This is a genomic window from Streptomyces sp. NPDC004667 (assembly GCF_040609475.1).
Classification (GTDB): Bacteria; Actinomycetota; Actinomycetes; order Streptomycetales; family Streptomycetaceae; genus Streptomyces.
Genome location: NZ_JBEXKC010000105.1, coordinates 1 through 20161, shown reverse-complemented (window position 1 = coordinate 20161; position 20161 = coordinate 1). Strand labels below are relative to the sequence as shown.

The following is a 20161-nucleotide window of genomic DNA, read 5'->3' as shown; positions in this document are numbered from 1 at the left end:
AGTGGGTGGCGAGGACATGGCGCACCCACTCCACCGTTCCGGCCGGGGCGGCAACGGTCATCGGCTTACCTTCCGTTCCCTTGATGCTCGCGGCGGCATCGCTGCGCGATGGGACAGCGGGGCGGGTCGCTGCGCGCCCCGCGCCCACGCGAAGCGTGGGCGGCTCCCTGCGCTGCGCTTCGGGAGCCAGTGGGGCCGGCCGCTGCGCGCCCGGCGGGCCGCGCGATGCGCGGCCGGGCCGATGGGGGTCTGACGGTGCGCCTGGTGGGGTCTCCTGGTGGAGAGTTGGAGGGAGATGGGGAGTGCGGTGCGCTCCCGGGCGGGTCCGCTGCGCTCCCCCGCCTGACGGTCCTTCCGGCTGCGCCTCCAGAACCGTTAAGGCCCACTGCGTGGGCCTGGCGGCTACGGAGGGGTGGGGGTCGCTCGTTCGTGTCGGGTTCTAGTGTAGCGGGTGCATCGGGTTGATGCAGCATGTACCGTTGGCGGAAACACGAGACACCACCCAACCACCCTGGCGGGGTTCAGTTTTTGAGCCTGCATCAGCGCCCGAATCAAGCCCACCACTTAGGTCAGGAATCACGAATTGGGAAGTGTCCGACCTCAGCCGCAGAACGGTACCTCAGATATCGGAAAGCCGGAATTCCGGCGTTCGGAGGCACCGGAGCCGAACGGCCCCCCAAGGCCGGGCGGCGGAACCGCGCTCCGGGACCAGCCACGCTTCCGGACTTTTGATCGTCACGACTGGTACCACCCGAGACTCAGAACCGCTGCTGCTGTCCCCGACCCGCACCTGGGGACGGCGCCGCACGCGAAGCGAGCTCAGCCACGGGGGCCGACTCCCTCTATCCGGTGGCTATAAGCGCCGACACGCCCGTTGTGACCAGCGGTTTCTGCCAAGCGGTGCGCAGCGTGGCAGGGGGGGGGTGAGGTGGTGGCTGGTGTCTAAAGACACCTAAGAGGGATCCACGCCGAAAACGGCTCTGACCTGCGGTGATGCGAAACCGTTTGTTCTAGGTTTCCAGAACAAACGGCTTCCGAGTGTTCTGGAAACCTAGAACAAAGTCACCCCGAACCTGACGGGTCGTTAGGTGACTGTGAGACACCGTTTGTTCTGCTCCTCCAGAACAAGCCGGTTTACCTAGTGCTACCGTGCTCACCGAACCCTTGATCATCCCTGGAGGACTGTGCTGATGGAACAGCTGCCAATCGTCCGCCCCGGCGAGCGCGTGGTCGCGCGGTCGGACGGCAAGGGCGGCTTGATCCTGGGCGTGGAGAAGATCCAGGGCCGCGAGTTCGCCGCGAGCGCCGAGGTCAGCGGCTACGTCCTGGACGCCCGGCTGCTGATGGACGTTCTCGGCAGCCTCAAGATGCCCGGCTCCTGGTTCCAGGTCTGGTGCAAGCTCGTCGCGCTGCAGAACGCCAACCGCGCCGACGACCAGACCCGGGCCGCCGCCCGCGGCTTCGTGAAGACCAACCAGCGCGACCTCCAGACCCGCTGCAGCCTGTCGGCGGCCTCCGTCAACGAGGCCAGCCAGTTTTTCGCCCACATCGGCTGGATGCGCACCGCGAAGCGCGGCGTCCTCCAGCTGAACCCGTGGCTGACGGTGGCCGGCACCTCCGGCGAGCAGGAGAAGTGGCAGAAGCTCTGGAACTCAGCCGAGGGCCCGGCCTGCATCATCCCGCACGCCGACTACCCCACCGAGTGGCGCCAGATGCGGGAGGCCGAGAAGAAGGCTGCCGAAGCCGCCCGCCGCAAGGAAAAGGTCGTCACGCTCCGCCAGCGGCGGCCCGTGCGCAAGGCGAGCGCGTGATCCCGCGCGGCATATCCTCGTTGTTGCAGCATCGTCCTGATCGGAAGTGGTGAGGCTCCGTGAGCAGCTCTTACGTCCCCAGCCCTCCCACAGAGGCACCCGTCACGATTCCCCGTGACGTCCTGCGCCTCCTGGCCCTGGTCGACATCACAACCGCCGGCCGCCGCGTCCTGGACGAGCTGATGTACCTGAGCGACCCGGACAACGGCACCGCCGCGATCAGCCAGAACGAGATGGCCCGCGAGCTGGGCGCCAGCAAGCCGACCGTGAACCGAGGCTTCAAGGAGCTGCGCGAGTGCGGACTCGCCTGGAGCCTGGAAGACGGCCTCTACCAGCTCCACCCACTCCTGACCGGCGGCAAGGTTGCCTACCCCATGCCGATCCCGGAGATCAAGGCCGCCGAACCCGGGCGCTTCACCGAGCAGCGACGAGCCCGGTACGCCGCCCAGGTCGCCAACCTCGCCGCCACCGGCTGACGGCTCCGGCCCGCGAAGCCACCAGGCGCTGCACCCCCGGGTGCAGCGCCTTCCTCATGCCCGCGATCAAGCCGGTAGCACTAGCTAAACCGGCTTGTTCTGGAGGAGCAGAACACCCCGCGGTCCCAAGCCCGGCCGGAACCGCTGCCGGTAGCACCAGATGAACCGGCTTGTTCTGCTCCTCCAGAACAAACCCGGCCGTCCCCGAGCGCGCGCAGCAGCAGCCAGTCGAGCAGCACGTTGGTGACAGCAGCCGCGGGCCGGTAGCCGGCCCCAGTGCAGCGGCCGCCTGCAGCACCGGTGAGCTCGGCCTTGCTACTCGAGCAGCAGGCGTGTGCCGCCCGGGTCGTGCGAATGCTGCGCTACACCCCGGAGCAGGGTGTAGCGCACCCAGCCGGTCAGCAGCAGCGCGTTGCACTCTTCATGGCCGGGCGAAACAGCAGCGGCGTGCAGCACGGCCGGTGCACCCGCCTGCCGTCGAGGCTCCAGACCGGTCCGGTCGCAGGGGCCCGCCTTGCACCCCAATTTGGCATCCTCCCCGCCCTAAAGGACGGAGATTCCCGTCTGCCGGCCGGTGGTCGCCGGCTGGGGCTTCGGGTGGGTTCCTGTTTCTTCGCGCTGCGCCGGAACGAGCCCCGGTCTTACCCGCGCTCCGCAGGCTGATACCGCCAGTCCGGCGGCTTTGGCGACGTTGACCGCCGCGTTGATGTCTCGGTCAAGGACGGACCCACAGGCCCCACACGTCCACACCCGGACGTTGAGGGGCTTGGAACCGTCCTTGACGCCGCAGGCCGAGCAGACCTGAGACGTGGGCTCGAATCGTCCGATGCGGTGGAAGGTGCGCCCGTACAGGGCAGCCTTGTACTCCAGCATCGCGACGAACGCCGACCATCCGGCGTCGTGCACGGACTTCGCGAGGCGGGTACGGGCGAGTCCTTTGACCGCCAGGTCTTCCACTGCAACCGCTTGGTTCTCGCGGATGATCTTTGTGGAGAGCTGATGGTGGAACTCGCGCCGCGCATCGGCGGTCCGTGCGTGGGCGCGGGCAACCTTGATCCGGGCCTTTGCCCGGTTCGCCGATCCCCTCGCCTTCCGGCTCAGGCTCTGCTGCGCCTTCTTGAGCTTCTTCTCTGCCCGGCGCAGGAAACGCGGGCTGTCGATCTTCGTGCCGTCGGACAGGATCGCGAAGTGGGTCAGACCCAGGTCGATGCCGACCACGCTGTCCGTGACAGGCAGCGTCTCGGGCTCCGTCTGCACGACGAAGGAAGCGAAGTACCTCCCGGCCGCGTCCTTGACCACCGTCACCGTGGAAGGCACCGACGGCAGGGAGCGGGACCACTGCACCCGCACGTCGCCGACCTTAGGCAGCCGGAGCTTTCCACCGGCCGTTGTCTTCCACCCGGCGTTCGCCGTGAACCGGATCGACTGCCGATTGTCCTTGCGGGACTTGAATCGGGGCGGTCCCATCGGGGGTCGCTTGCCCCTCAGGCCGTCGAAGAAGTTCTTGTAAGCGGTGTCCAGGTCCCGGAGAGATTGCTGTAATACGACCGACGAGACCTCGGTGAGCCATGCCCGTTCGGGGGTCTTCTTCGCGGCGGTGAGCTGCTTGGACAGTACGCCTGAGGGGACGAAAGGCAGCCCGGCAGCTCGGGCGGTCTCACGAACGCGAAGCGCGTCGTTGAAAACCACGCGAGCGCACCCGAACGCCTTGGCCAACGCCGACCGCTGGGAGCCGTTCGGGTACAGGCGGAACGAGTATCTGAGCTGCACAAGAACACCCCCTGCCGCTGATGCGATCAACATAGATGAGGGCACCGACAACGCAGCGGACTTCACCGATGCGCGGGCCCCTGTGAGCGACTAGAAGGCCCTTGATCGCCTCTGGGGTCCGAAAGGGCATCCAAGCGCCGCAGGTGGCCGTACAGCGCCGGGAAGCACCATGTGGGCGGCACGGACGGCCGGTCACCGAGCAGGTGACGGGCAGGGGCCGTGGAAGACGGGTGCGGGAGCAGGGCCTGCAACGCGGGGTGCAACACGCACCTGGATCCCGCTGCGCGGGGTGTTTCCACAGGTCAGGCCCGCAACGCGGCCCCTGTTGCACCTGGGTGTTGCAGCACCTGTGTCGACCCGGGCGAGCAGGGTGCGGTCGGCCTGGTCCAAGACGTCGGCCCAGCCGTCGTGCGCCGCCGGGTCCACTCCGGTCAGGGGCGTGAGCCACAGGTCCGCGTGCGACTGGAGCTGCTGCTCGCTGGAGCGGTAGTCGAGCACGGTGCCGCACGGCATGGTGCCGGTGTCCGGGTGTTCCGCGGCGCCGGGCCAGCCGTTGAGGTCCACGGCGTGCCCGGGGCACAGGTACGCGAGCCAGGCCGCACGGGCCCGGGATCCTGTGCTGGGCCTTCGCGGAGCACGGTCGCCTGGGTTGGGCACTCCACCACCATGCGCAGCCCGCCGAGGTCGCGGTGGCCGGAGAGTTCCTGGTCGATCGACGGCACGTTGGGCTCCTTCGCGGGTCAGACCTCGATGTAGGCGACGACGACGGTCGTGCGCAGCGCGGTGACCCAGTACAGGAGGCGTACGCGTTCGAGGTCATCGGTGTACTGGCGCAGCTGGGGGCCGGCGGTGTCGCCGGGGAGGGCCTCGCCGATGTCGGGGTCGACGGAGACGACGACCAGGGCGCGGTCCAAGCGAGCTGCTGCGGCAGACGCCCGAGGGCAGGGCGGTGAAGCTGCCCTCGGAGCGGACCCTCTACCGGCTGATGGCCAAGCTCACCGACGGCACCCACACGTTCGGCTCGGCCGTCACCCGGCGTTCGCGCGCTCACGGGGCGGTCGGGCCGTTCGGGGAGCGTGAGGTGTTCGCGCCGGGCGAGATCATGCAGATCGACTCGACCCCGCTCGACGTCCTGGTCCTGCTGGACAGCGGGGTGACCGGGAAGGTCGATCTCACCGGCATGATCGACGTCGCGACGAGGACGCTGACCGCGGCGGTGCTGCGGCCGACCACGAAGTCGGTCGACGCGAGCGTGCTGCTGGCCCGCACAGTTACCCCCGAGCCCATGCGGCCGGGCTGGGCAGACGCGTTGGCGATGTCCCGCTCGGTGCTGCCGCACCGCCGGCTCCTTCAGCTCGACGGGCGCCTGGCCCACGCCGCCGCCCGGCCGGTGATCGTGCCGGAGACGATCGTCTGCGACCACGGGAAGGTCTTCATCTCCCGCAACTTCCAGTCCTCCTGCCGGTTCCTGCAGATCGAGTTCCAGCCCACGCACAAGGGTTCGCCCTTCGAGAAGGCCATATCGAGAAGATGCTCGGCTCGGTGGCCAGCTTGTTCGCCCAGTTCGTGGCCGGCTACACCGGCCGCAGCACCGACCACCGCGGCCGCCACCTGGAACGGGAGCGGCTGTGGTCCCTGCTGGAAGTGCAGGAGCTGCTGGACAATCGGCCTCACCCGCCCGCCGCTGGTGCTCGCATGCCTGCCGACAGGCCGCCTACCGAGCACGCAAACTCGGTGAGATCCCCGCCCGCTTTTGACCCGCACTGCAACGGACTTTGGCCGGTCTCACCGAAGTCGGACGGGGCTCGGGTTGCTTCCTTGCTGAGCGGAGCGCGCGAGCTCTGGGGCTGCCACCGTGCGCTCTCCCGGTGACAGCCCCAGAGGCTCAACGCTGGCGGGTCAGGCTTGGGCCGTCTCCTGGGTGAACTGCAGAGTGATGAACTCACCGGGCCGCATGGTAGCGAGGCCGGCCTTGAGGATCAGGCGGCCGGCCGCGATGTCGTTCTCCGTCATCGTGATGTCCTTGCCGACCTGTACGAAATACGCCTCCTGCAGCGTGTTCCCTTGGAGGGCGCCCTGCCTCCACAGGCCGTGCAGGTAGTTGTCCACCGCCGCGCGCACCAGCTCCCAGGTAGGCGCGGTGTTCGGCTCGAACGCCGCGAACCGCAGCGCGGCCTGAATGTCGCGTTCGACGACGGAGACCAGACGGCGGATGGGGATGTAGCGCCACTCGTCGGTTTCAGAGCGCGTCCGGGCACCCCAGATCAGCGTGCCCGCGCTGGGGAAGGTGCGGATGAAATTGAGGTTGAGGTGGGCGCCTTGGTCGGTGTCGGTGGCCGTGTGGAGCGGGCCGGTGATGCCGCGCAGGACAATGTTGGCGGGGGCTTTCCACACGCCGCGGTCGCGGTCGACGGCGGTCCAGGCGCCCGCGACCGCGCCGCTGGGCACGACCGGCTCTGTGTCGGCGGTCTGCTGCAGCCAGGGGTAGTAGACCGCCGCGAACGGCCGCACCCGCTCGTCCAGGTCCCAGGCATCAACGGCGGTGCTGGCCTGGTCGGGGGTGTGGTCGCGGTCGGTGTGCAGGATGGCCATGGCCTTGTTGTCGGCGGCCCAGCCGGTGAGCGCACGGGCCCACTCGCCAGCACTTTTGGCGGCTTGGCTCCACAGGCCGGGGGCGACCAGGATCGTCACGTCCCCCAGCGCGGTGACCGCTTCCAGGGCCTCGCCGAGGGTGGATCCGGCGGTGCTGACGAGGTAGCAGTGCCCGCCGCCGTTCCGGAAATAGCCCTTGAGTACCGGCTCCAGTGCCTGCCGGACCTCGCCCTTTGCGCCCTGGTCGGCGAGCTTGGTGAAGTCCAGCCAGTCGTTCACCCGCACCCCACCTGTGGGCAGGCCTGCGAAGTCGCCGATGAACGCCGTCACCGCGGTCTGGCCGGAGGAGACGGTCAGGCGCAGGCTGAACGTCTCCTCGACGTAGACACCTGGGTGGGTCACAGAAGCCGCCATGAAACTCTCCTTCGCTTTGGCGTGTACGACGCGGGCGATCATGGCCCGGAACTGCAGGCGTCCGGGGCGGTTCGCGTGTTTTGATCAACGCCGCACCGCACATCAGGTAATGCACCCCGAACATCAACTCGGGGCCGGCCCTGCTGTCGCACCCCCGGCGGTCAGACTCACCTGAGACACCAGGCGCCCCGTCAAACGTCTCTACGAACAAGATTCGATGTCACGAAACCGGTAGTCGTCACGGTCCGATGGCAAATGAGCAAGATCCGATGACGGAGGACAGCCCTTTGGCGCATTGAAACGGACATAGGTGGACGTATTCGAGGCGACGTGACGCCTTCCGGGTGGCCGTGACGGCCGGTGTCACGCGCACGCTCCGTCAGCGTGACACCGGAGGTGCCCGGTCAGAGGCTCTCGGGGCGGGCGCGAATGAGGAACGCGGCGAGCGCGTCGACGGCTTCGGGCTCGGTGGCGGCGAGCCGGGCCGCGAACGCCAGCTCGTCGGCGTCGGCGTCGGGGACCAGGCGGAGGAGTTCGCTGAGCAGGGCGGCGTGTGCGAGGACCGGCGGGGTCAGGAGGCTGGCGGCGGCGTCGCGGGCGGCCGGGTCACGGTAGTGCCCGCGGTGCGCGGCCAGGGCGTGGGCGAGCCAGGCGTCGACGTCGGCCTGGACGTAGCCGCCCGCGCGGCGGGTGAGCTCGTCGCGTACGGCTTCGTCGCCTTCGGCCGGCTCTGCCTGGTTCAGGGTGCCGAGGTCACGCAGCACCTGGAGGTGGTTGGCGCGGGCCGCGATCCGGACGGCTTCGCGCAGCTCGGCCTCCCGGGCGGCGGCGGTCGCGGCGTCGGCGGCGAGCTCGGCCTGGACGACGTCGTCGACGTCCGGGTCGTACACCGTGTCCGCCGGCGCCTCGGCGAGCAGTGCGGCGATGCGCTCCCACTCCGCGAGCTCCGCCGGGCCGCGGAGGTCGTCGGCCAGATCCTCGTACCGGGACGCCTGCCGTGCCTCGAACCGCGCCTCCTCGAGGGCCGCCGCGACAACGCCCGCGTCCATGCCCCTCGCCTCCCGCCGTACGACGCGGCGGCCGATGCGGGCCGGGTCGACCGGCTCGCGGGGCGCGGCAACGCGCGGGGGGAGCGGACGGCGGGCGGTGTGCCGGGGCGGCCAGGGCGTGGTCATCATCGGCCTCGCAATCGTGGTCCGGACAGGGCGCGGGCCGCCGCCAGAGCGTTGTCGACGGCCCGCCGAATTGTGCCGAAGCGCGATGGTTGTCACCACCGGCGGCCGTTCACCTGAAGTTTCGGTGCGGCGAGGCGAGCCAGTTGTCGCCAGGCTGGCGCGCTGCTTGTCACCAGCGACACGCCAGCCACGCACCTCGAGTCCGCCCATCAGATGCTGTTCCCAGGTGGTCAATCCTCGGGCGCAGTCTTCTCGAAGGTGGATCACGGGATCCCCCTGCATGACACTGTGTCTCCAAGTGATCACACTGCGCCTTTGGGGAGTGTTGCCATGTCGAATATCCCTGCCGACCTCAAGTACACCGACGAGCACGAGTGGGTGCGCACCGAAGCCGACGGAACACTGACGATCGGTCTCACCGACCACGCCCAGAACACGCTTGGGGACATCGTGTTCCTGGAGCTGCCCCCCGTGGGCCAGCAGATCAAGGCCGGTGACGCCATCGGCACCGTGGAGTCGGTCAAAGCCGCCTCCGACATCTACAGCCCGGTCACCGGCGAGGTCATCGCAGTCAACGCCGACGCCGTCGACACCCCGGAGGAAGTGAACAGCGACGCTTACGCCACCTGGCTGTTCAAGGTGAAGCTGGCGGCGGGTAAATCGTCCGACGCCCTGCTCGACGCCAAGGCATACGCGAAGTTGGTCGACTGACCACCCTGCTGCGCGGCGCCAGCCATCCGGCGCCGCGCACGGCTCTCCCCGGCTACGAGCCGGTCGGTTCACATCCTCGAAGCTGCGCGTCGCGTTCCGCGACCTTTGTGACAACAAGCCTGCCTCGGTGACACCTATCGCGCTTCGGCACACGAATACGATTTATAGCAGCTTTGGAATTCGGCCGTGTCAGAACCGGAATTCTATGGACACAACGTGTGTGAAATCCGCGCGCAGGCCCTTGGCTCGGGTGCCCCATTCGGTGAAATAGGACTCGGTGATGGCCTCGGCGACGAGCGGGTGCAGGTCCTCCTCCGTCGCTCCGGCTGCCTGGAGCTCCAGGATCTGCTTGGTGTAGGTGGGTGAGATGTCTGTGGTGATGGAGCGCTCGCGGCCGTCGTCCGAGCTGCCCTTGCCGACGAATCCGAAGTACGCCGTGACGTCCACCATAATGCCGCTGGTGGTGGAAGCTTGTTCGCGGACCTTGGCTCTGACCTGCGGTTGCCACTCGGATTCGGTCTCCTCCACCAGGGCGGCTTGGAGCCGCTTCTGTGGGGTCGTCAGGGTTCCGGCGCGGTAGCGCTCCACCGTGCGGCGGGAGACGCCTAGGCGCTCGGCCAGGGCCTTGGTCGAGCCCTTCGCGCGCGTGAGGAGGAATTTCATCTGGGCCTTTGCGGATTTCGGCGCGGGCCGGGTGAAAGCCTTCCGTTCTGCCTGCGCGAGGGCTTCCAGGACCTTGCCGCGGCCCGGGGCCGGCTGCTGTGCGTCGTCGTTCGTCATACCGGCATGCTCTGGGCCCCGGTCTGTGGACTGAGTCCGTGTTCGCGCAGGTCAGTGCGGTTGCTGTCGGGGTCCGCACCTACGGTGGAGGCATGACGTCGCCCTCCTCCGCCTCCGAGCCGGTGCCGGTCCCCATCCGGGTGCTGCTGCCCGGGGACCAGGACGTCGTCGGACGCCTGTGGTCCAAGCGGCAGGTCCGCGACGGCTGGTTGTACGAGGTGGGGCTCCCCGCGTACCGCAATGGCCCCGGGGACACGGTGGAGCCGGCCGAGTACCGGGTCTGGGTGCGCGCGCCGCAGCACGTACGGCCCCTGGACGGCGTCGCGTATGACGGCGTGCCTGTGGAGTACCTGGAGCCGCCCTCACTCGTGGAGCGGGAACTGGGGCCGCGCCACCCGTCCGGCTGGGTGCTGGCGAAGGCCGGCGGCCGCGGGCCCGGCCGGGGCACCGTCCACGCCGTCGACTGCGCGGAGGCCCCGGCCGGGGCGCCGGTGCTCACCCTGGACCAGGCCCTGGACGCCGCGCAGCACCCGGGCACCCGGCTGTGCTCCCTGTGCGGAGCTGCGGCTGAACTCGATCCGGTCCTCAAGGGCTTCGACCGCGGCTTCGACGGCGAGGAGTAACGCCCGAGCGGGCCGGGGGGGGCGTGGGGCGGCAGGCGTGCCCTGTCTAGTCTCCGATCAGTTCCTTGAACTGGGGGCATCCGACGGCGTGCCACTCCCTGACGAGGATCTCGCCGTCGACGATCACGACTTCGGCGTGCCAGGGCAGGCAGTCGTGGCACGCATGGATCTCGTAGGCGTTGCCCTCGTCGTCGAATGCCCGAAGGTCCACGCAGCCGACAGGCGCCCGGTAGGTGACGTCCTGGTCCGAGCCTGACCTGTCAGCCATCTGCGCGGCTCCTTGTCCTGATCAGCTCGTTGGTGAGCTCCACGGTCCCCAGGTACCACCAGAAGATCCAGTCAAGGAACGCCTCGTCGTACTCACCGCGCTGGTCGGCCCGGCGGTGGCGGAGGTCGAAGCGGTTGGCGATCTCGAAGAGAGCTCCCTCGTCCTTGCCGAGCTGGTCCTTGATCAGGGCACGGCGCTCTTCGAGGACGCGGCCCAGGTTGAAGATGGCCGACCGCTTGCTCTCGGGGGAGGCGTCCCGGCTCCGGTAGAGCGCGATGGCGTGGCGGACGTCGGCGGTGACGTCGGGTGGGCTGTCGTTGAGGGCGCGGTGTACGAGCTGGCTGCGGGCGTCGTCGGTGACGGCGACCAGGCGCCCGAGGTCTTCCCCCTCCATGGCGAGCTCGTAGTGGATGCCAGCTGCGCGGAGGAGCTCGTTGACCTTCGCCCGGTACAGGGTGCGGGCCGGCCCGTTGTGGAACTCCGAGTGGTGCCAGCCGCAGTTGCAGTAGTTGTGGTAGCGCCGCATCCGGGGGCGGCTGACGAGGTCGTGGAGGACCTCGATCAGGCCGTAGAAAGTGTCTTCGTCCCAGGTCTCCGGGGCCAGGGGCCACAGGCCGGGGATGCCCAGACGTCGCTCGATCAGCGCGGAGGCGTCGGGTAGTGAGTCAGGGTCGTCGACGCACTCCTGCCCGAAGTGCTCGGCCAGGTAGCCGTTGTCCTCGAGGTCGTTGATGATCCTCGCGAAGTCGCGTCGGGCATCCCGTGCGGTGCTGCCGTCCATGGAAAGGCCCCGGCCCTGTCGCTGCGGCCAGTACGGCCTGGGCGCGGTTGCGGGCCGGATCTCCGAGGCACGGCTGATGAGCTCGGAGAACCATTCGTACTTCGTCATCAGCGCAGGCGCGGACCGGCCCCACCCGGAGGCGGTCCCACCCCAGGGGTCTACCTCGTTGTGGTTCGGCATCTCGTCGAAGTCCGCCACGGCCGTCGACCCCGACAGGGCCTCGGTCATGAGCCACTCGGCACGGTCCGTCCAGGACGATCCGGTCGACGCGATGATGCGCTCACCTTCGGACACGAACAGGGATACGGGCCAGGTCAGCTCGTAGTTGCTCAGATCCAGACTCACCGCGTCATCATCACCCATTTGCCTGTCCGCCGGGACGGCATCGGTGAACATGCCCACCCCTGCCCTCAAACTGTCGTACGGCGATCCATACAGGTGTGCGAGAGCTGGGCTGGCGCTGTCAGAGCCCGCTGCCACCATCCGGGCATGGCCCAGATCAGCCCCAAGCTCGCCCGCACGTACTTCGCGGAGATCGCCGCCGGATCCGCCGTCCCGCTCGACCTGGATGACCTCGTGAACATGGCGTGGTTGCGCGAGCACGGCCATGTCGTCCTCGGCGACATCGCGGTCCGCTGCTACAAGTTCAGGTCGAAGTGGACCTACGACGAACGCGATATCCGTCGCGCCGCCCAGGTGTTCGCCGACTTCCGCCTGGCCCCCGGCGACGTCGTCGAGGTCCAGCTGCCGTCGTACCGCGGGTACGGCGACCAGGAACCGGAGGAACAGGGCCGGTCCGACTGGCGGGGGCAGATCGCCTCCTGGATGTACTGGCACGCCCGGCACACGCACCAGCGGGAGCGACCATACGAAGAGCGGGACGACAGCTGGCAGCACATCGGCGCCAGCGGGCTGCCGGGCGAATTGACCTGGGAGGAGTTCTTGGCGGCTTCCATCGGCCGCCGGCGCAGCATCGGCAACACCAGGCCGCTGAAGTTGATGACCTGCTCGGACAGCGGCCTCTTCCTGCCGAGGGCCTATGTCGACCTGCTCGACCGCTGGGAACAGGTGACGGAGGAACTCATCGGCCGGGCACGGATTTGCAGCCGCTGCCGTGCCCAGGGCCCGCGGTGGGGTGCCTGGCGCACACCGAGCCCGCTTGGCTACGTCACCCTGTGCCCGCCGTGCTCAGGCGCCACCTTCCAGCAGTACACCGGTCACCTGCACGGCGTGCTCTACGCGTCGGCCCGCACACGCAGTACCCGCGCTGACGGCTACCTGTGCCGCATGTGCGCGGAGACCCGGGCGTCGGTCTGGGACCACTGCCACGACCACGGCTACGTGCGCGGCCCGCTGTGCGCCAGCTGCAACACCTTCGAGGGGAAGAGCTCGGCGCACTCCTTCCTGCGGGACAAGGAGGGCTCTGTGCTGCACCTGCTGGGGTGCCGTGGCTGCCTGGAGCGGCGAACCCTGCCCGCCCGGTACCACGCCGCACTCGCCCGGATGCATCTGGAGGCGACCGAGCGCCACGTCATCCGTTCCCGCCGCTGCAGGCGTGCGCCGTGGTTCGAGGACGTCGAACTCGACCGCGGCGCGTACCGCTTCGAGCTGTCCTGCTGGTGGCACGACGCACGGTGGACGAAGACCGTCACCGTGGTGGACGCCGCGAGGCTGGTACGCGAGTTTGTCGACCAGGTGCTCATCGCCGCGCAGCCGACCGTCAGAGTGCCAGCCCCGGGCGCGGCGTGGGACACACCGTCCCCTGTGTGATCGCGGGACACGAAGCGAGTCCGGACCGTCGGTCCGGACTCGCTCCTGTTCGGCGTACGGCCCTGGTACAGGTCGAGATCTAGATCCGCACCGTCGTTGCGCCGAACATCCGTCCCTTTTGCGTGGTCACGGCGTCACGGCTGATTTGAGCGCGTCAGCCAACCGCTTGATTTCGTCCGGGTTGGTCGTGCCCTCTACCGTCACACTCGCTGAACCCACCATGACCTTTACTGTCTGGGCGGGCCCTTGGGAACTGCACCATTTCTTGATTACATCGATGGCTCCGAAAATTCCCACACCAGTCGAAAGGACGATCGCGAGGATGTCGAGGCCCGTACCCAATTCGCCTGCACGCATCTCCCTGGGTTCCCATTCGGCGCGGCCTACGCCGCGCATCGAAGAGTCGCGATTGATGAACATGCGCAGACCGTCCGGAACCGCGCTGCCGTCAACTTCGGTAACGGTCATGGTGATGCGGGTCACGTATTCCTCCACCTGTTTCTCATGAGTTGAATTTTGTCGCCATCGGTTCGTGTCTGACGATCAGGAATCGGCCATTCGCGCTGTTCGAAAATTCCGCGCACGTGATGGAATAGTGCGTCGATTCCAATAATGTCACCAGCGTTGGGGATTCCCCTGTTTAGCGCTTTGATGATCTCGCCGGTGAAGGTGGTATATCTATCCGCCTTGGGCGCTAGCGACGTATTACTGTCATCTGAAGATGTCATTACGTACGAGCCCTCAATGGCTAGCGATGTGGGTGTTCCCCCTGACAGGAGGTCCAAGGCTGCACCACTGAAGCAGGCATCCAGTATGACGACGCGGGTTGGAATCTGACTGTCTGCCAGTTGTTCGCGGATTCCAGCGAACGGAAATGCCGTCCAGGATTCCTTCTGTTTCGACCCCACGAGGCCGAGCTGAAGCCTGCCGAGGCCATCCGTCCAACCGTGACCCGCGTAATAGACCAGGAGGGCCCCAGAGGTCGGGTCAACAGCCTGGCGGGCCTCATCGATAACGCCTTGGATGTCCGCCCTCGATGTTGGATTCGGGACGCGATAGATATTCGCCCTGGGGATTCCGAAACCGGTATGAAGGAGGGAGGTCAAGGCGGTCAAGTTGTTCTTAATCGACGGGACTGGTTCCAGGTGCTCGTAGCGATACGCTCCCACCAGGACGGCCGCACCGTTCTTCCACGCAGGAAGATGGAGTGGTTGTTTAATCAAACTCACTCGCGGCGGAATTTCGTTCCTTTGGGGTCGAACCGAATCTGCCTCAAGTTCTAACAGCTGGATTGCGGTCTTGATTAATCTAGCCGTGAAGGGCTCCTTTTTCGTCCACATTTCCCCTGGCGTGACGTCTTTCTCGGAGGTGTTGCTCTCGCCTCCGTCAATAGATCTCACCGTGCTCCCCCGGCTTTGGGTAGTGCCTAGATGGCGCCGGATAAGCATAGATGAAATGGCCGCCCGGCTGGGTCGTTTTGTGTTAGCCCTTCCATCCGGCGGACGGGGGCGACTGCCAGGCACGGGCTCATCGAGTTCGTTGCCGCCCCTGGGCTGAAGCGCTGGGGCGGCAAAACGGCTGGGGGCGGGCGTCGGGTGCCTGCTGATCACCAGGTTGCTACAGGTCGAACTCGATGTGGTCGATGTCGGTGAACTCCACCAGGAGGCCGCCGGCGCGGCGGCCGCGGTCCTTGAAGTAGATCTCCTGCAGGCCCTCGGCGGCGATGTCGCGTAGCTGCTGCTCGCTTGCTCCTGCGTCCTGGGCGTCGAAGAGGCGGCTGGCGAACTCGGGTGGCAGCGCGACGGTGAGGTGGCGCATTCGTCCGTCGTCGGTGGTGCCGGGGGCGGCGGTGTAGCCGAAGCGGGCTCGGGTGTCGACGACGATGCCGCCGGTGGTGGCTGCCGTCTTCTTCGCTTTGGCGCGGATCTGCGGCTGCCAGCGCTTCTTGACCTCGCGCTCTATGCGGTCGGCCAGCTCGGGGCGGGGCTTCTTGATCTGGTCCTTGACGTAGCGTTCGACGGTGCGCTTGGTGATGCCGAGCGCGGTCGCGGTGGCCTTGGTGGACTTGTACTGCTTGACCAGGTAGCGCATCTGGGCGCCTGCCGATTTCGGGATCGGGCGGGTGAATGCCTTCTGGACTGCCTGGTTGAGGCCGTCCCCGAGCTGTGCCATCGCGGTCTACTCCTCGCCGTCGGTGTGGGTGATGGTGCCGTCCTTGATGTACCGGGCGAGGTTGAGGTCGCCGCCGTGCTGCTCGCGGACGGCTTCGCCCCACAGGACGGTCTGGGTGCCTTCGTGCTTGACCAGGCCCGGGTTCACGCCGAGCTTCCACCCGCCGGGGAGCGGCTTGCCCTCGCGGTAGGGCAGGAAGTTGATCGGGCTCGTGCCGTCGACGGCGTAGACGGCGCAGTCGGAGAGGATCGCGACCGGGTACTGGCCGGTGAAGGCGGCGTGCTTGAGGATCTTGCGGTGCATGTTGATGCGGGTCCGGGAGATGACCGCGGCGCGGATGTCGGGGCGCCAGGTCGGCCGGGACAGAGCGCGCCACGGCTGGCCGGGCTTCCAGCCCTCGCCGCGCGGGCGCTCGCGGAGCTTGCCGATGCCGCCCTTGACCGTGGCCTTGACCGCCGAGACGACGATCGCCATCTCCAGGTCACGGTCGCGGTAGCCGTTCATCGCCGCGAGGAACTCCTGTGGCGCCAGGTCGGCGCCGACACCGAGGTCGGCCATCGTCGCCAGGTACGCGTCGCGCAGTCGGCCGTACCAGGCGTTTAGGTAGCGGCCGCTCTCGTACCGGATGTATGCCTCGAGCGGCGCGACGTCGTAGCCGAGCTCCACCGCGTACGCCACCGTCGGCGTCGCGTACCAGGCCGGGCCCTCCGGGCGATTGCCCTTCGGAGTGAACGGGCTGGGCAGCAGGTCCCTATTGAGCTGCACCCAGTCCTTGCCGGACTTCACCCGGGAGAGGTCGACGTGGGAGAGGTCGACGAGCCAGGAGCCAGGGAGCCTCGGGTCGAACACCGGCGCCTTGACGTGGGTGGGGGCGCCGAGGCCGACCACCAGGCCATTGGCACCTGCGGCGAACGCCATGTTCACGTCGATGCCGACCAGGTTCCGGCGCAGGCACTCGTCGTCGGTCAGCGGACGCGCCCAGTCGTACGCCTCCTCCATCAGCATCTCGGCCGGGGTGCGCTGGTGGAAGCGCGGCAGGTCGGCCAGGAGCGGGTGGCCGTCAGGCGCTTCGCACGGCGCGCAGTCGACCGGATCCGTGCCCAGTCCGCCCGGGTTGCGCTCCGAGTGCCGACGGCCGTCGGCGTCCGGCTCTGAGGCGCGGGTCGCCGGGTGGAAGGCGGTCATCAGCTCCAGGCCAGTCACGGCCGTGGAGCCGCGCGGCGTGATCACCCGTACCGCGTACGTGCCCAACAGCCGGGCCAGTTCCGCCGGCGGGAGCTGCGCGGCGGCGTTCCAGTGCCGGGTGTCGAGCGCGTCCCAGGACGGGATGCACAGCTGGACACACGCGCGTTCCGCGCCCTGTGCGGGCCGGTAGATCCGCGCCCAGGGACCGAAGCCGCGCTTGGTGAGCTTCCACTCCGCGCGGGCCAGCTGCTTGGCGACCTTGTGCCCCTCCGGCAGCCGTCCGGCCAGCCGCTCCTCGTCGGTCAGCTTGGCCGGCAGGCCGTAGCGCTCCAGCGCGGCCTCGGTGAGAACGATCAGCGGGTCGGCGTCCTTGCCGGGGCCGACGAGCTTCGGCTGCCCGAGCTTGGCCTCTTTGAGTGTCCAGTCGATGAGGGACGGCAGGGACTTGGCGGGCACGTCCAGGACCAGGCCACCGGTGCAGTACGCCAGCACCTTCCCGTCCTCGACGTCCAGGACCGCCAGCGGGCCGTTCTCGAACCGCGAGTCGGTGCCGCCCGCCGGGGCGGCCTTCTTCGCCGCCGGGCGGCGCGACGTCGACGGCGTCCTGGTGGTGGGCGCCGGGTGGGTCTCGGCGGCCGGGGCAGCGGCAGCGACGGGAGCAGGGGCGGGGGTCTGGGTGTTCTCGGTCGAAGTCATGGCCGCAGCTTCGGGGGCCGGGTCTGTGGACAGAGTCGGCGCTTCGGCCGGGGCGGGCGCGCCGGTGAACGTGGCGGGCACCGGAGCGGCCGGGGCCTCGGGTGCGGGGTAGAGCTCGGCGAGTCGCTTCAGCAGTCGCGCGTACGCGTCCCGTTCCGGCGGGCGGGGCTCGGTCTTGCCCGACTCCCAGCCGGACACCGTGGCGCGGCGCACCTTCAGCGCGGTGGCCACCTCGTCGATCGTCAGGCCGTGCGCGGCACGCAGCCTCTTGCGTTCCGTCGGCGGCGGGAGCGTGGCGCGGGACGCGATCAAGGCGTCGACCGCGTCGAACAGCTCGGACATGCAACACCTCCTTGCGTCGATTCTAACGCGCGGAACGGACGGATGCCGTACGTTTGGCGTACGAATCACGTACATGAGCGTGGAGGGGTCCGTTGAGAGACGAGGACGTCGTTCCGGTCGTGCTGGCCGAGCGGCAGCACGAGGAGGTCCGGGTGACGGAGATCCTGCCGACCTGGACCAGGCACGCCACCCTTCAGGACCGGCCGGTGGTGGTGTTCGTGGCCGGGCAGGCCGGCAGCGGCAAGACGCTGGTGATGGACCTCGTGCACGCCGCTCTTGAGCAGCGGGGCGGCGCGGTGCGGGTGGAGCGGGACGCCTACAAGGCCCTCCACCCCGACTACCAGCGCTTCCTGGCGGAGGACGTACGGACGGCCGGTGTGCGAGTCCGGGGGGAGACCTACCGGTGGCAGGCCGAGCTCGAAGCCCGGGCTCGCGCCGGCCGCTACGACGTCGTGGTGGAGGAGGCCCTGGCTGATCCGGCCGGATGGCTGGCTTCGGCGGCCGTCTACCGCGCGGCCGGCTACCGGGTTGAGGTCGTGGCCCTGGCCGTGCCGGAGGCCGTCTCCCAGCTCGGCGTCCTGGACCGCTACCTGCGCCTGGCCGACGAGGGCCGGGCCCGGTACGTCGGCTGGGACAATCACGACGCCTGCGCGGCCGCCTTACCCTCAGCCCTCGCGAACGTCGAGGCCGGCCATCTGGCCGACTGCGTCCTGGTGGTCCGGCGCGACGGACAAGTCCTGTACGCCAACCAGCTCGGGCCCGACGGGCGGTGGCTGCGGCCGGCCGGTGCGCGCGAAGCGCTGCTCGCCGAGCGGGCCCGGCCGTGGGGTGCGGCGGAGACGGGGGTGTTCCGCCGGCAGCTCGCCGCCGCGGACCGGCGTGCGCACGACCCGAGTCTGCCCGCGGACTGGGCGCTGGCGGTGCGGCGGGACGCGGAGCGGGCCGCCGCGCTCGCCGAACCGGTGCGCCGGAGCGCGCAGGCCCGCCGCCAGGCGCCGGGCACGGACTACCACCGCCTGTCCGCCGCCGAGCACCGGTGGACGTTCGACGTGCTGATCGCCCCCGTGCTCTTGGAGGGCATCACGCCGCAGGAGAAGCCGGTCGCGGTGTACGTGATGGGGCAGCCCGGCTCCGGCAAGACCCGCCTGGCGCCGATGGTGCGCCGGGCTCTGCGCGGGCGGCCCACCCACATCAGCGGCGACGACTTCAAGACCATGCACCCCGACTACCTCCAGCTGCTGAAGGAGGAACCGCGTACGGCGGGCGAGCGGATCCGCGCCGACTACCGGGCCTGGCAGGCGATGGCCGAAGCACGGGTGCGGGAGCGGCGTGGCGACGTGGTCATCGAGATCGCCCCGGGCAGCGCGGACGGGTTCGTGGAGAGCGCCCGGCTTTACCGGGAGGCCGGCTACCGGGTGGAGCTCGTGGTGCTGGGCGTGCGGGCGGCGGACTCCCGGCAGGGCACGGCAGCCCGCTGCGCCCGGGCCCGCGGGCGCAGCGAGGACGGCCGCTTCACCACCGCCTACGGGCACGACAAGCACTTCACCGCACTCAGCCAGGCGGTGGCGGCCGCCGAGAAGAGCCGGGTCGCGGACTCGGTGATGGTGTGGCGGCGCGACGGCACCGTGCTCTACCGCAACACCTGCACCCCCAACGGCTGGGTACGGCCGGTGGGCGCGGCCGACGTGCTGCGGGCCGAGCAGATGCGGCCCTACACCCTCCAGGAGGCCGCCCGGTTCTGGGCGGTGCAGCGGTGGCTGCGGACCGTCCTGCCGCAATACCGCCACGACGTGGACGAGACCGCGTTCCTGGCCCGCGCGCTGATGCCCGCGCAGCTACGGCCCCGCACGCTCGCCACAGCCGTCCCGGTCACCGCGCTGCCCGCCGTCTACACAAGCAGCCCCTACTACGGGCCGGTGGTCTCCAGCTCCTTCAGCCGGGCCGCGTAGAGCGTGCCGAGCCGCTGTGCCTCCTCCACACCGGCGTCCCGAAGCCGTTCCCGGTCCCGGACGCACGCGGTGTACTCCTCGATCAGTTGCTCCAGTCGGCCCGGGGAGGAGGCCGGCGACCTGCGCACGGCGTGGATCTCCTGCTGGTACCAGGCGATCACCTTCCCCACGGTCTCCAGGGTGTCTTCGTGACCACCGGGGGCCGGGTGTTGCGGATCGTGCAAGGGTGCCGCCTTCGTAGAGAAAGAGATCATTGTCTGCCCGTCGTCCGATTCTCGTCCACCACCGGCAACTCCGGGCCTCGCTCATCGGCGCACGCCCATCAAGAGCGGCGTGAGCGACGGACTCCGGGCCGTGGCGACCCGTCCTCGGCGCCGGGCTGCTGCTCATCCGTGAGTCGTGCTCCGGGCCGCTCGCCGAGCTGCCCGAAGGTGGGGACGGCCGGACCGAGCAACCGCGTGTGGTGAGGAACCGCCCGGTCAAGGTGTGCGGTCACGAATTTGCCCAACGGCCGCTGACGTGCTGGTTTTTGACGAACCATCATTCTTTGCCAATCCTTTGCCTTTGGCTGCCGCGTGGCGCGGAGCTCGGAGGGGGTGTGGTGTGTTGTTCTCCCTACTCCGTACGGAGTAGGGAGAACAACACA

Annotated in this window: 20 protein-coding genes and 1 pseudogene; 7 read left to right on the top strand and 14 right to left on the bottom strand. The window is 68.8% G+C overall.

Annotation, left to right across the window (positions count from 1 at the left end):
* The first annotated feature begins 1190 nt into the window (after positions 1-1190).
* Both ABZW32_RS34800 and ABZW32_RS34795 read left to right on the top strand, forming a co-directional pair.
* Entirely contained in the window at positions 1191-1811 is a 621-nt protein-coding gene (locus ABZW32_RS34800) for a hypothetical protein (RefSeq protein WP_356224048.1), read from the top strand.
* A gap of 59 nt (positions 1812-1870) precedes the next feature.
* The gene (locus tag ABZW32_RS34795) at positions 1871-2287 is read left to right on the top strand and encodes a helix-turn-helix domain-containing protein (protein ID WP_356224046.1); all 417 of its coding nucleotides are present in this window, start codon (positions 1871-1873) and stop codon (positions 2285-2287) included.
* Between the two features lie 315 nt (positions 2288-2602).
* On the opposite strand, the gene ABZW32_RS34790 is transcribed toward ABZW32_RS34795, so the two are convergent.
* The 4 genes and pseudogenes from ABZW32_RS34790 to ABZW32_RS34775 form a co-directional block, all read right to left on the bottom strand.
* Complete coding sequence (locus ABZW32_RS34790) at positions 2603-2743, bottom strand: hypothetical protein (protein WP_356224043.1); 141 nt, start codon at positions 2741-2743, stop codon at positions 2603-2605.
* 87 nt (positions 2744-2830) lie between these two features.
* Positions 2831-4057 (bottom strand): RNA-guided endonuclease TnpB family protein, encoded by a 1227-nt coding sequence (locus ABZW32_RS34785; RefSeq protein WP_356224040.1) that lies wholly within the window; start codon positions 4055-4057, stop codon positions 2831-2833.
* Positions 4058-4249: 192 nt separating this feature from the next.
* A complete protein-coding gene (locus ABZW32_RS34780) occupies positions 4250-4714 on the bottom strand; it encodes a hypothetical protein (RefSeq protein WP_356224037.1) in 465 nt (154 codons plus the stop codon).
* An 83-nt stretch (positions 4715-4797) separates the two neighbouring features.
* Positions 4798-4971 (bottom strand): annotated as a pseudogene (locus tag ABZW32_RS34775) (hypothetical protein); the annotation flags it as partial.
* A gap of 35 nt (positions 4972-5006) precedes the next feature.
* Between ABZW32_RS34775 and ABZW32_RS34770 the strand changes: the two are divergent.
* Positions 5007-5795 carry a hypothetical protein gene (locus ABZW32_RS34770; protein WP_356224035.1) on the top strand — a complete coding sequence of 263 codons (789 nt, stop codon included), beginning with the start codon at positions 5007-5009 and terminating at the stop codon, positions 5793-5795.
* Positions 5796-5956: 161 nt separating this feature from the next.
* Here ABZW32_RS34770 and ABZW32_RS34765 read toward each other — a convergent pair whose 3' ends face one another.
* Both ABZW32_RS34765 and ABZW32_RS34760 read right to left on the bottom strand, forming a co-directional pair.
* The gene (locus ABZW32_RS34765) at positions 5957-7105 is read right to left on the bottom strand and encodes a phage tail sheath C-terminal domain-containing protein (RefSeq protein ID WP_356224032.1); all 1149 of its coding nucleotides are present in this window, start codon (positions 7103-7105) and stop codon (positions 5957-5959) included.
* Positions 7106-7467: 362 nt separating this feature from the next.
* Entirely contained in the window at positions 7468-8241 is a 774-nt protein-coding gene (locus ABZW32_RS34760) for a hypothetical protein (RefSeq protein WP_356224030.1), read from the bottom strand.
* Positions 8242-8568: 327 nt separating this feature from the next.
* Between ABZW32_RS34760 and gcvH the strand changes: the two genes are divergently transcribed.
* Entirely contained in the window at positions 8569-8949 is a 381-nt protein-coding gene (gene gcvH, locus ABZW32_RS34755) for a glycine cleavage system protein GcvH (RefSeq protein WP_356224027.1), read from the top strand.
* A 189-nt stretch (positions 8950-9138) separates the two neighbouring features.
* Here gcvH and ABZW32_RS34750 read toward each other — a convergent pair whose 3' ends face one another.
* Positions 9139-9729, bottom strand: a complete 591-nt coding sequence (locus ABZW32_RS34750; protein ID WP_356224025.1) for a terminal protein — start codon at positions 9727-9729, stop codon at positions 9139-9141.
* A 92-nt stretch (positions 9730-9821) separates the two neighbouring features.
* Between ABZW32_RS34750 and ABZW32_RS34745 the strand changes: the two genes are divergently transcribed.
* The gene (locus tag ABZW32_RS34745) at positions 9822-10352 is read left to right on the top strand and encodes a DUF6233 domain-containing protein (protein WP_356224023.1); all 531 of its coding nucleotides are present in this window, start codon (positions 9822-9824) and stop codon (positions 10350-10352) included.
* A 46-nt stretch (positions 10353-10398) separates the two neighbouring features.
* On the opposite strand, the gene ABZW32_RS34740 is transcribed toward ABZW32_RS34745, so the two are convergent.
* Together ABZW32_RS34740 and ABZW32_RS34735 are read right to left on the bottom strand one after the other, a co-directional pair.
* Positions 10399-10620, bottom strand: coding sequence for a hypothetical protein (locus ABZW32_RS34740; protein ID WP_356224020.1), 222 nt, complete (start codon positions 10618-10620; stop codon positions 10399-10401).
* Positions 10613-11746: a hypothetical protein gene (locus ABZW32_RS34735; protein WP_356224017.1), complete on the bottom strand. Its 1134-nt coding sequence runs from the start codon at positions 11744-11746 to the stop codon at positions 10613-10615. Before ABZW32_RS34735 ends, ABZW32_RS34740 begins: the two co-directional genes overlap by 8 nt.
* A 144-nt stretch (positions 11747-11890) precedes the next feature.
* Between ABZW32_RS34735 and ABZW32_RS34730 the strand changes: the two genes are divergently transcribed.
* Positions 11891-13171 (top strand): endonuclease domain-containing protein, encoded by a 1281-nt coding sequence (locus ABZW32_RS34730; RefSeq protein WP_356224014.1) that lies wholly within the window; start codon positions 11891-11893, stop codon positions 13169-13171.
* A gap of 126 nt (positions 13172-13297) precedes the next feature.
* Here ABZW32_RS34730 and ABZW32_RS34725 read toward each other — a convergent pair whose 3' ends face one another.
* From ABZW32_RS34725 to ABZW32_RS34710, 4 genes are all read right to left on the bottom strand, one after another.
* On the bottom strand, positions 13298-13654 hold the full coding sequence (locus ABZW32_RS34725) for a hypothetical protein (protein WP_356224011.1): 357 nt from the start codon (positions 13652-13654) through the stop codon (positions 13298-13300).
* Entirely contained in the window at positions 13651-14571 is a 921-nt protein-coding gene (locus ABZW32_RS34720) for a caspase family protein (protein ID WP_356224008.1), read from the bottom strand. Before ABZW32_RS34720 ends, ABZW32_RS34725 begins: the two co-directional genes overlap by 4 nt.
* 217 nt (positions 14572-14788) lie before the next feature.
* Positions 14789-15343 (bottom strand): XRE family transcriptional regulator, encoded by a 555-nt coding sequence (locus ABZW32_RS34715; protein WP_356224005.1) that lies wholly within the window; start codon positions 15341-15343, stop codon positions 14789-14791.
* Between the two features lie 6 nt (positions 15344-15349).
* Entirely contained in the window at positions 15350-17566 is a 2217-nt protein-coding gene (locus tag ABZW32_RS34710) for a helix-turn-helix domain-containing protein (RefSeq protein WP_356224002.1), read from the bottom strand.
* Between the two features lie 92 nt (positions 17567-17658).
* Here ABZW32_RS34710 and ABZW32_RS34705 point away from each other — a divergent pair, with 92 nt between their 5' ends.
* Positions 17659-19515 carry a zeta toxin family protein gene (locus tag ABZW32_RS34705; RefSeq protein ID WP_356223999.1) on the top strand — a complete coding sequence of 619 codons (1857 nt, stop codon included), beginning with the start codon at positions 17659-17661 and terminating at the stop codon, positions 19513-19515.
* Here the strand turns inward: ABZW32_RS34705 and ABZW32_RS34700 are convergent.
* Positions 19473-19685, bottom strand: a complete 213-nt coding sequence (locus tag ABZW32_RS34700) for a hypothetical protein (protein WP_356223996.1) — start codon at positions 19683-19685, stop codon at positions 19473-19475. The two genes, ABZW32_RS34705 and ABZW32_RS34700, sit on opposite strands and share 43 nt — an antisense overlap.
* Positions 19686-20161: the final 476 nt, after the last annotated feature.

Bases quoted from the DNA above. Each gene is read 5' to 3' on its own strand.
- gcvH (WP_356224027.1), top strand. From the start codon at position 8,569: ATGTCGAATATCCCTGCCGACCTCAAGTACACCGACGAGCACGAGTGG.
- ABZW32_RS34760 (WP_356224030.1), bottom strand. From the start codon at position 8,241: ATGATGACCACGCCCTGGCCGCCCCGGCACACCGCCCGCCGTCCGCTC.
- ABZW32_RS34765 (WP_356224032.1), bottom strand. From the start codon at position 7,105: ATGATCGCCCGCGTCGTACACGCCAAAGCGAAGGAGAGTTTCATGGCG.
- ABZW32_RS34715 (WP_356224005.1), bottom strand. From the start codon at position 15,343: ATGGCACAGCTCGGGGACGGCCTCAACCAGGCAGTCCAGAAGGCATTC.
- ABZW32_RS34730 (WP_356224014.1), top strand. From the start codon at position 11,891: ATGGCCCAGATCAGCCCCAAGCTCGCCCGCACGTACTTCGCGGAGATC.
- ABZW32_RS34745 (WP_356224023.1), top strand. From the start codon at position 9,822: ATGACGTCGCCCTCCTCCGCCTCCGAGCCGGTGCCGGTCCCCATCCGG.
- ABZW32_RS34710 (WP_356224002.1), bottom strand. From the start codon at position 17,566: ATGTCCGAGCTGTTCGACGCGGTCGACGCCTTGATCGCGTCCCGCGCC.
- ABZW32_RS34800 (WP_356224048.1), top strand. From the start codon at position 1,191: ATGGAACAGCTGCCAATCGTCCGCCCCGGCGAGCGCGTGGTCGCGCGG.
- ABZW32_RS34750 (WP_356224025.1), bottom strand. From the start codon at position 9,729: ATGACGAACGACGACGCACAGCAGCCGGCCCCGGGCCGCGGCAAGGTC.
- ABZW32_RS34740 (WP_356224020.1), bottom strand. From the start codon at position 10,620: ATGGCTGACAGGTCAGGCTCGGACCAGGACGTCACCTACCGGGCGCCT.